The sequence below is a fragment of the Bacillus sp. 220_BSPC genome, from assembly GCF_001054655.1.
Taxonomy (GTDB): domain Bacteria; phylum Bacillota; class Bacilli; order Bacillales; family DSM-1321; genus Peribacillus; species Peribacillus frigoritolerans.
This window is the reverse complement of record NZ_JVPL01000072.1, coordinates 1-8,673: the sequence shown is the minus strand read 5'-3', so window position 1 is coordinate 8,673 and position 8,673 is coordinate 1. Positions and strand designations below refer to the sequence as shown.

Genomic DNA, 8,673 nt, shown 5'->3' with positions numbered 1-8,673 from the left:
ATAAAAATAGACAAACTCGATTTTCATCGAGTTTGTCTACAGTCTGAAGCATACCCGAAGGGATATGCTTTTCTTTACCAGTTATCCGTTTTATCTAATAATTGATCAATATCAAATGCATCGAGTTGAAATGGAATTGACTCTTCAGCAAGTTCTTCGGTAGCTAAAAGCAATTGGTCAATATCTATTATAGTCAAAAACAATTCGCCTCCCTTTTAATACCTTTACCCTCAAACATTACTTCTAATAGTTGATGCTTTTCCGGGTATCATAACTACATTTAACATTTATTTAAGGGGCAGCAGTTCACAGGAACTGACAGCGCTCTTTGTCTCCAAAGGCTCTCCAGACTAGCCAAAAAAGTAGGTTTTGTTCAAAGGACGAACAAGTACCAAGCTAAGATTTAAAAGCCTTGTAGGTTAAGCCAAAAAGCAGGAGTACTTCACCATAGTTATATAGCTGTCGATTTTTAACTCGAGTCTTGATAAGTCTGAAGGATTGCAATGGTTGTACTTATATCGTAGATTCTATTATTCATAGCCTTCAGGCTTATTAGTTTGGAACATGCTGCATCTTTCGCCTTTCTATTGGCGTTATACTATTTTTAGAATATATTCGGGTAAGGGGGACCTTCCTTGTATTCCAGGAATCAAACTTCCTGGGGACGTTAGAGCGTCCTTATGAAGATCTTTTTAAATTCTAGAATTTTGAAGAAATGAATAGCTCCCCTATTTGTAAATATTCATACACCATAATACATTTCTAATAATTCCCATTATACCGAAAATGAAACTGTATAATTTTACAATTGTATAACAATTATAAGTTAGTAATTAAAGCGGATGTATTGAATCTTCAGTTAATTCAAAATACCTTATGGGTCTTTTGTAAGAATGCTAATAAAATGGAAGGTGCAATTGGATTTATTATTTTTATGGAGCCTTAAAAAAAATAACTCACCCGTAAGTTCTATAAGTAAAGCGATTTTTGACCGCTCCCTATTGTGGAAAAAGAACCGGTTGACATAAAACTAATTTCAGGAAGTTTCAACCATATTCTTTTCTGTTTATTACTGGTATAATATGGATGATTTTGTTAATGAGAGGAGAGAGGAAAAGATGAATCAACTTGTATTTAAGCAATTTGAGATGACAAGAGAATACTTCATCAAGAATGTAGAATCCGTTCCTAAGGAACAAACCGATAAGCAGCCAGAAGGTTTTAATAACACAATTCATTGGCATACTGGCCACGTTTTGACAATTACAGAACAAACTATGTTTGGTTTCCCGCATGTAACCACTCATCTGCCCACGAATTATATAGAATTGTTTGGGAATGGCACAAAACCAGCTGATTGGCCAGGGAATATACCTGCTATGGATGAGCTGGTTGTACAGTTGAAAGATCAATTAACTCGTTTAAAGCAAATTCCTCCTGAACAGCTAGATCAAGAATTGGATACACCATTCCTAGGTTGTAAGACTGTTAGAGAACTTGCAGGTTTAACATTAATGCATGAAGCAACTCATATGGGGCAAATTCAGGCAATGAAGCGTATGATTGAACATGTAAGTCTTAAAAACTAATTTAACAAAGTGTTATATTAAGATGAAAAAACCAGTCTAATAAAGCTGGTTTTTTCTTTTGATATATTTTATACATCATTAGTCTCCATAACATTCTCTATTTTCATTTACTCCACAAACTATGGAACACCCTTATTGAGCTATTCTGCCCCGTTAGCAATCCTGTAGAGCATTAATTATCGGATTTAAAAAACAGAGCCCCTCAGTATGATGAGAGTACACATAAACCAAAACTCATCTAGATAATTATTACTTCAATTAACCTGTCATAAAGTTAAAACTTTTAAAAACGCTCTCACCATAAACATTCGTTAATGGTGCCTCCTTCTTCAACTTAAGAAGAAGATCAAACACAAATCCCGTATTCAATAAAGTATACGGGATTTTGTTTAAGGTTAACCTTAAGTGAATAATATGACTAGAAAATTCAAATAGTCTAACTCTCTCGTGGCTATCTTAGTCCATATTGACTTGGACTTGCCCAAAACTTTCGAACTTCTGAGTAAAATAACTTGTTGTAAGATCAGAAATATGAACTCCAGTATTCCTTGTTGTATGAATAAAGCGACCCTCCCCTAGATAAATACCGACGTGGGTTATCTCTCGACTTAAGTCTGTATCTCTAAAAAATACTAAGTCCCCTGCCTTTGGTTCTCTGAGTTTCGGCAGCAAGGAATAATAGTCCGCTGCCGAACCACGTTTAAGGGAAATGCCCTGCTCCTTCATGGCCCAATAGATAAATCCGCTGCAATCCATTCCAATCATAGGATCATATTCTCCGAAAACATAGGTAAATCCACGTAGAGTATAGGCATACTTTATGACATCATAAGCTTTATCATAGGAAGCCTCTTGATTTGCATAAAATGGATACAGGGGACTGCTGTATATTTGAAGATACTGTCCCTGCATCAAGCTATCAGTTGGTAAAGCGTTACGCTTTTTGATTGTATCCACCGATACACCGTAATTATCCGAGATACTTTTAAGGGTCTCATTATTTTGAACGACATGCTCCCCTTTTGGTGTATACGTTTTATACTCGACTTGGTATTGTGCAAAATATTTTTCTGTAGTAGATCTCACCTGAACTGTCTCTGCTCCGTATCCAGAATTAACGAACTGATTTCCCCCCAGAAAGATCCCTGCGGTCACGGCTTTTGAACTTCCCTTTTCCAGAAAAAATATAATATCTCCAGCCTTAGGCGCATTTGTATCCATTCCTTGCTTATAATAGCCTTCAACTGACAAACGGTCGATAGGCACCTTTTGTCGGGAGAGCACCCAGTGAATCAATCCGCTAGAATCAAATCCTTTGATAGGTGTCTCTTCTCCAGCCGTTTTTTTAAATCCTGTAAAAGATTTAGCATAATTCCCAATTTGTTTCCCTCTCTCTGACCACTGATAGTTCGAAGGGGTATAAGCAGTCTGAATGGTTAACTTCTGGCCAATATATAACTTACCATCCGGTAAACCATTCATATTCATTAATTGCTCTGTCGATATATCATAGATCGCTGCAATCGATTCTACCGTTTCTTGAGAGGATACAGTATACACTCGATCTGCTGCTTCAACTTTTAAGCCAGATAAAAAAGAAAAACTAACCATGCCTAGTAATAAAATCAACATACTACCTAATATTCTTTGCGCCATTAAACCCTTCCTTTATCAACAGATTTTGTTCCTTCTTAAGGAAATCATGTAATAAAATATCAACTTTACAACTTTAACATAAAAATACTATTAATTGGATTTACTTACCCTATTATTATTGAACTAAATATAATTTATATAAAGGGATGGAAATGGTGTATACACCTACTAAAAGATACCCGGACGTATATAAAAGTTATAGAGAGCTATTAAGCGATATAGATCGTAATCTAATAATACGATTAGCCTTATTTATCTTCTCCCCTGCAACTGCTTGTATCGTTCCTTCTTCCAAGGAAATGTTTTTAGCATTCCCGGGAATTTTTTCATTATATGCAAAAAAAAGAGCCCTCCAGTAGAGTTGAGTAATCTAAACCACTCATCTTACAGAAGAAGCTCTATTAATTGGCACCTCAAACCTAATTTGACTGATTGAGAGACCGAGCGAATAATCCTTAAAATTTATACTGCCGTATAACCGCCGTCGACAATTAGGCTAGTGCCAGTAACAAATGATGCATCGTCACTTGCGAGGAAGAGAACGGCTTTAGCCACTTCTTCCGCTCTGCCTAAACGGCCGATTGGATGTAAATTGATCAAACCTTGTCTTATTTCACCTTGTGCTTCGGCAATAAGTGGTGTATCAATATATCCAGGGCAAACTGCATTGACGCGAATGCCATCTTTCGCATAAGTCGCACCTAATGTTTGTGTTAATAGTTTGACCCCTCCTTTAGCAGCAGAATAGGCTGTTACCCCCGGTTTCCCTGCATGGCTATGGATGGAGCCTGTATTGACAATGGCGCCGCCAGTAGATTGTTTTTGCATTTGCTCTATCGCATATTTATCGGATAGGAAGACACCGGATAAATTAATATCAATTGTTTTTTGCCATTGTTCATAGCTTAACTCATGGATATTTCCGTCTCTGGCAATTCCTGCGTTTGCGAACATGACATCCAGTTTTCCATATTTGTTAACTGTCTCTTCGATCATATTCTTTACGTCATTTTCATTCGTCACGTCAGTTTTAACAAAAAGAGTATCATACCCTTTTCCATTTAACTCTTCTGACACAGCTTGTCCATGATCAGCAAAATCGGCAATGACCACCTTTGCTCCTTCTTCTGCAAATAATTGAGCCGTACTTGCTCCAATCCCGCTTGCTCCCCCTGTTACGATTGCCACTTTGTTTTCAAGTCTCATCATATTACCAGATCTCCTTTTCTTATTTCCTACGGATTCCTTGAGCAACAGAAATCTCCATCCCTAGAGGTTCTCCCTGGACGACCATTCTTATACGAACAAAAAGCTGATGACAATGTTGAAATAAAATGAAATAGCTTCATTCTGTGTTCATACATTTATTTTACTCCTTACAATTTGAATTACTATCCTATAAAGTGCTGTATAATAATAGGGTTAGTTCCCCCTTTTTATAGGGTATTTTGTTTTTAGGAGAAGGAATTCACATGGCTCATCCCTTTCATGCATATGAAGAAATAACATGGCAGCAATTCATATTATTCATTAAAAGTCATAACAAACGGATTGAAGAAAATATCAATATTCATTTGAATCTAGAGCCCTTCATATTAGAACCTGAACGTAAGATGATACAAACATTACTGGAATCATTTTTACTATTTTTATCCGCTCCAAATATCGACGACATAAAAGACACATACGAAGAGCATTTGGATACTTGGCTTCAATCACATTTACCCCTTTTAAAGGATAATCATTTCAGCATGTTCCGATTGATCTTTGAAAAGGCCATCGTTACCTCATTGGTAAACCTGAAACATGCCCAAACCCTTTCCATCCTTATGTTCTTATTATCCATTTTCTCTCATCTCATCCATAGCTATAACAAGTGGACAGGCGACGAACCGGAGCAACACCACAAAACCAAACAAGAGAATGAAGAACTTAATCGACTGCAGCTACTGGACCAATTAGATGAACTTTTAATTATCTCAGCAGGATTTAAGGATTTTGCTTTTATCCTAAAAAAATGTGAAGATTTCTTTAACTATAAAAGATGTGTTTTTTATGCTTATATTCCTTGGTCCAATCAATTATACGGCACCATTGGATCCGAGCTGCCAAAAGTTCAAAGCATGAGGGGGCAACTCAGCTCCAAGCAATCCATGGTGTTCAATTCAAAAAAGCCGGTATTTTTAAAGAATCCCCATAATTACATTAAAGAGGAACATATACAGCTATTTAATCTTTCATCTGTCATCTTTGTACCGATTGTTCATGACCAGCAAGTGTTCGGCTGGCTGACCTTTGATCAATTAGGGGAGGAATTCGATTATTCAATGGATGAACTGACTTTACTTGAACAGGTAGGAAAACGGCTCGGTTTATATTTATCAAGAAAGGATGATGAGGTATCAATAGGTACCGACATACAATTGACGGAACGTGAATCCATGATTTTATATTTGCTGGCTGAGGGCTATAACAATAAAAAAATGGCCGAATTGCTGCAATTAAGCGAGCATACAGTTAGAGATTATGTAAGCAGTTTAATGACAAAGTTTAAAGCTAAGAACCGTACACAGGCAGTCGTTTATGGTTTTCGGTTAGGCCTACTGAAGTAAAATTGAATTACTGATTTTTATGACGATTTGTCAACATTACAGAATCTATAAAGAACCAAAAAAAGACCGAAAAATTTTTTCGGTCTTTTTGAAATTTTCATTCATTTCAAAAGAATATACTTTATTTACCTTCACTTTTTTTCACTGTTTTTCCAGATAAAAACCATCCGCCTATAGCGATAAGAAGCATGACTGACCAAAAGATTATATTCCAAATCGGTCCTTCAACAAAATCGTGAGAGATAATGTGCACGGCTGGATGCGCAAGGGTATGCATTAATAACTTAACCCCTACCCAACCAACGATTAACATGGCTGCCGTTTCGAGGCTTGGTCGCTCCGTCAGTATCTTAACGAAGTATCCTGCCGCAAACCGGATGACGATTAAACCTGCAATGGCCCCTAATAAAATAACAATGAACTTTGCCCCATCCATACCTCCTATATCACCCATTGGCGTATCTGGCAAGGCAATCACAAGAGCGACAGCAGCTAAAATGGAATCAATAGCAAAAGCAATATCAGCTAATGCAATTTGCGCAACGGTCATACGGTAGCTTTTCCCTTTTTTTTCTTTGTCACCGTGGTCCCTTTTTAGTAAATGCTTTAATGAAATGAAAATCAAATATGCAGCCCCAATTGCTTGAACTTGCCAAACATGGAAAAGGTACGAAATGATGAAGATTGCACCAATCCTAAATATAAAAGCCAAAAGCAACCCAATATTAATCGCTTTTTTTTGCTGTTCTTTTGGTAAATGCTTTGACATTATGGCTAAAACCAATGCATTATCAGCAGATAATAAACCTTCTAAAAAAATTAGAATAATTAACACCCAGCCATATTCCAATAATAACGATAGTTCCATGATACCCCCCTAAAAGCATGTATAAGAATGCGTATATGACTTCAAACCCAACAACACTTTCTCCTCCAATATTGTCCCATCTTCTCTTCTTCCTTATTCAATACTTCCGTCCAATTAGCTTCATTAAAATAAGGTACCGAAGCCACTCCCAATTTAAAGTAAAGCATCCGTCAGCTCTATAATATTCTTTTATGCTTAGACTTCATTCCAATTAGGAAAAGTTAGGATTTACATCTTCGCACTCCGAAAAGCTCCAACTCAATTCCTATTCTGCCATTAAATGATATTTCTGTAAAATGTTTTGTGATGTTCCTTGCGTCTGCAATTGTACCGGGGAAATATTCGTAACAAAAACATATTCACTTTCCTTTGACTCAATATTTTAAGATTAAGAATTCCCATCTTTTCATACAAGCTTAATTAAAAAAAGAGCTACGGCGGATGTTCCTTATATGCAACCTTAAACAAATGAATAAAATCAAGGCTTTTTCTAAATAATAGGAAGACTAATTAACAGGGAGGGATTTATATGGATGCTAAGCGTATAAAGCAGATTCTTTCGTCTTCATCTGACATTGAGGTTAGATATAATGGGACTTCAGTTTGGATTGATAATTTAAATGAAGATGGAAGAACGGCTACAGTACATCTAAGAGGCCCATTAGAAGAAAGATCAGACGTAGCAATAGACGAACTTAAAGAAATATAATATCCATTAAAATAAGCTCCTCTTAATAAGAAGAGCCAGTTTGTCTACAGTAAATTAAGGTTTTGTACAAACGTTGATCTACTCTCCAGGCATTCGCTTTCCGCGGGCGTTCCGGGAAGCCTCCCCGGCGCCTTTGCGCCTGTGGGGTCTCCCCTGGACTTGCTTTTCCCGAAGGAGTCTCGCACACCCGCTCCCCTCTACTTTGTTTTTCCCTTTTGAAAGAACCCATACCCCTCGTATTAAAAAATTCCTTTACTCATTTCAGCCTTAATTTTTGACCGATATAAATTTTGTTTGGGTCTTTAATTCCGTTCAGACTGACAAGCGAGTTTACGGTTGTTTTATGTTTTTTTGCAATGAAGCTAAGTTTGTCGCCTTTTGTTACAGTATAAGTTGAGGTTGTTTCAGTTTTCAATGCACGGGGTTCGTCAGTCCTAAAAGTATTTATGGTATTTGTAAAATCCCTATAGGCTATATTCAAATCCACCTTTGTGCTGATCCCACTTACCTTACCTGAATCAGAATGCTGCCAAATGTCCGTGCTGCGTCCCAACGTCCTGTTGTATCTGGCAATCCAAAAAGCGTAGTTCTTCAACCTTGATTCATCTAAAGTATTTTCGAGAAAGTATTTACCAGTATACAGCATAGCCGTGTATCCAGCTTTTTCAATGGCTTCTAAAAAAGCGATCGCGGCATCGGTCAGCGTTTTTTTATTTGCCTTTTTTTTATTTTCTTCAAGATCAAGAACAACAGGGTAATTTAAAGCAAAAGAGCTGATTGAATCTAAAAAATAAGCAGCCTCAGCCTTTGCTTCTGCAACAGTTGCAAACTTTGCATAATGATAGGCCCCGACTTTCAATCCCGCTGCCAATGCTAGTGGTGCATTTTCTTTGAAATAGGAAAGCTTAGAATAACTCGTTCCCTCTGTTGCTTTAATGAAAACGAACTTCACGCCTGTCTTTGCAACTTCCCCCCAATTTATAGCACCTTGCCAATGTGAAACATCGATTCCCTTGATATATTCCATATTAAAGTCCTCCTTAAGGAAACAACCCTATGGGGGTAAATGTTTTATCATTTTAACATAACCCTTATAAAAACATCATAAAGTGAAAAATGCAGTCCTGTTGCCCACGGCCAACTTTATAATAAGATATTTGATTGAGTTAAAACAATTATAAATCTTTAAATTTGGCTCTTTTCGTAAAGATTGTTGTTTTTAAAACGAAACTATTTAAG

General features: G+C 36.9%; 8 protein-coding genes. 3 read left to right on the top strand and 5 right to left on the bottom strand.

Annotated elements, in window-relative coordinates; all coding sequences use genetic code 11:
- Positions 1–74: 74 nt before the first annotated feature.
- Positions 75–197, bottom strand: coding sequence for a hypothetical protein (locus tag ADA55_RS30925; protein ID WP_260089085.1), 123 nt, complete (start codon positions 195–197; stop codon positions 75–77).
- A 921-nt stretch (positions 198–1,118) separates the two neighbouring features.
- On the opposite strand from ADA55_RS30925, the gene ADA55_RS04330 reads away from it, so the two are divergent.
- Entirely contained in the window at positions 1,119–1,589 is a 471-nt protein-coding gene (locus ADA55_RS04330; protein WP_048679588.1) for a DinB family protein, read from the top strand.
- 456 nt (positions 1,590–2,045) lie between these two features.
- Here ADA55_RS04330 and ADA55_RS04325 read toward each other — a convergent pair whose 3' ends face one another.
- A complete protein-coding gene (locus tag ADA55_RS04325; RefSeq protein WP_048679585.1) occupies positions 2,046–3,245 on the bottom strand; it encodes a C40 family peptidase in 1,200 nt (399 codons plus the stop codon).
- 462 nt (positions 3,246–3,707) lie between these two features.
- Positions 3,708–4,451 carry an SDR family NAD(P)-dependent oxidoreductase gene (locus tag ADA55_RS04320; RefSeq protein ID WP_048679595.1) on the bottom strand — a complete coding sequence of 248 codons (744 nt, stop codon included), beginning with the start codon at positions 4,449–4,451 and terminating at the stop codon, positions 3,708–3,710.
- A 266-nt stretch (positions 4,452–4,717) separates the two neighbouring features.
- Here ADA55_RS04320 and ADA55_RS04315 point away from each other — a divergent pair, with 266 nt between their 5' ends.
- The gene (locus ADA55_RS04315) at positions 4,718–5,857 is read left to right on the top strand and encodes a LuxR C-terminal-related transcriptional regulator (protein ID WP_048679581.1); all 1,140 of its coding nucleotides are present in this window, start codon (positions 4,718–4,720) and stop codon (positions 5,855–5,857) included.
- Between the two features lie 121 nt (positions 5,858–5,978).
- Here the strand turns inward: ADA55_RS04315 and ADA55_RS04310 are convergent, their stop codons facing one another.
- Positions 5,979–6,725 (bottom strand): TerC family protein, encoded by a 747-nt coding sequence (locus ADA55_RS04310; RefSeq protein ID WP_048679576.1) that lies wholly within the window; start codon positions 6,723–6,725, stop codon positions 5,979–5,981.
- 529 nt (positions 6,726–7,254) lie between these two features.
- Between ADA55_RS04310 and ADA55_RS04305 the strand changes: the two genes are divergently transcribed.
- Positions 7,255–7,434, top strand: a complete 180-nt coding sequence (locus ADA55_RS04305) for an H-type small acid-soluble spore protein (protein ID WP_048679567.1) — start codon at positions 7,255–7,257, stop codon at positions 7,432–7,434.
- 256 nt (positions 7,435–7,690) lie between these two features.
- On the opposite strand, the gene ADA55_RS04300 is transcribed toward ADA55_RS04305, so the two are convergent.
- The gene (locus tag ADA55_RS04300; RefSeq protein WP_053087361.1) at positions 7,691–8,461 is read right to left on the bottom strand and encodes a GH25 family lysozyme; all 771 of its coding nucleotides are present in this window, start codon (positions 8,459–8,461) and stop codon (positions 7,691–7,693) included.
- Between the last annotated feature and the right edge of the window lie 212 nt (positions 8,462–8,673).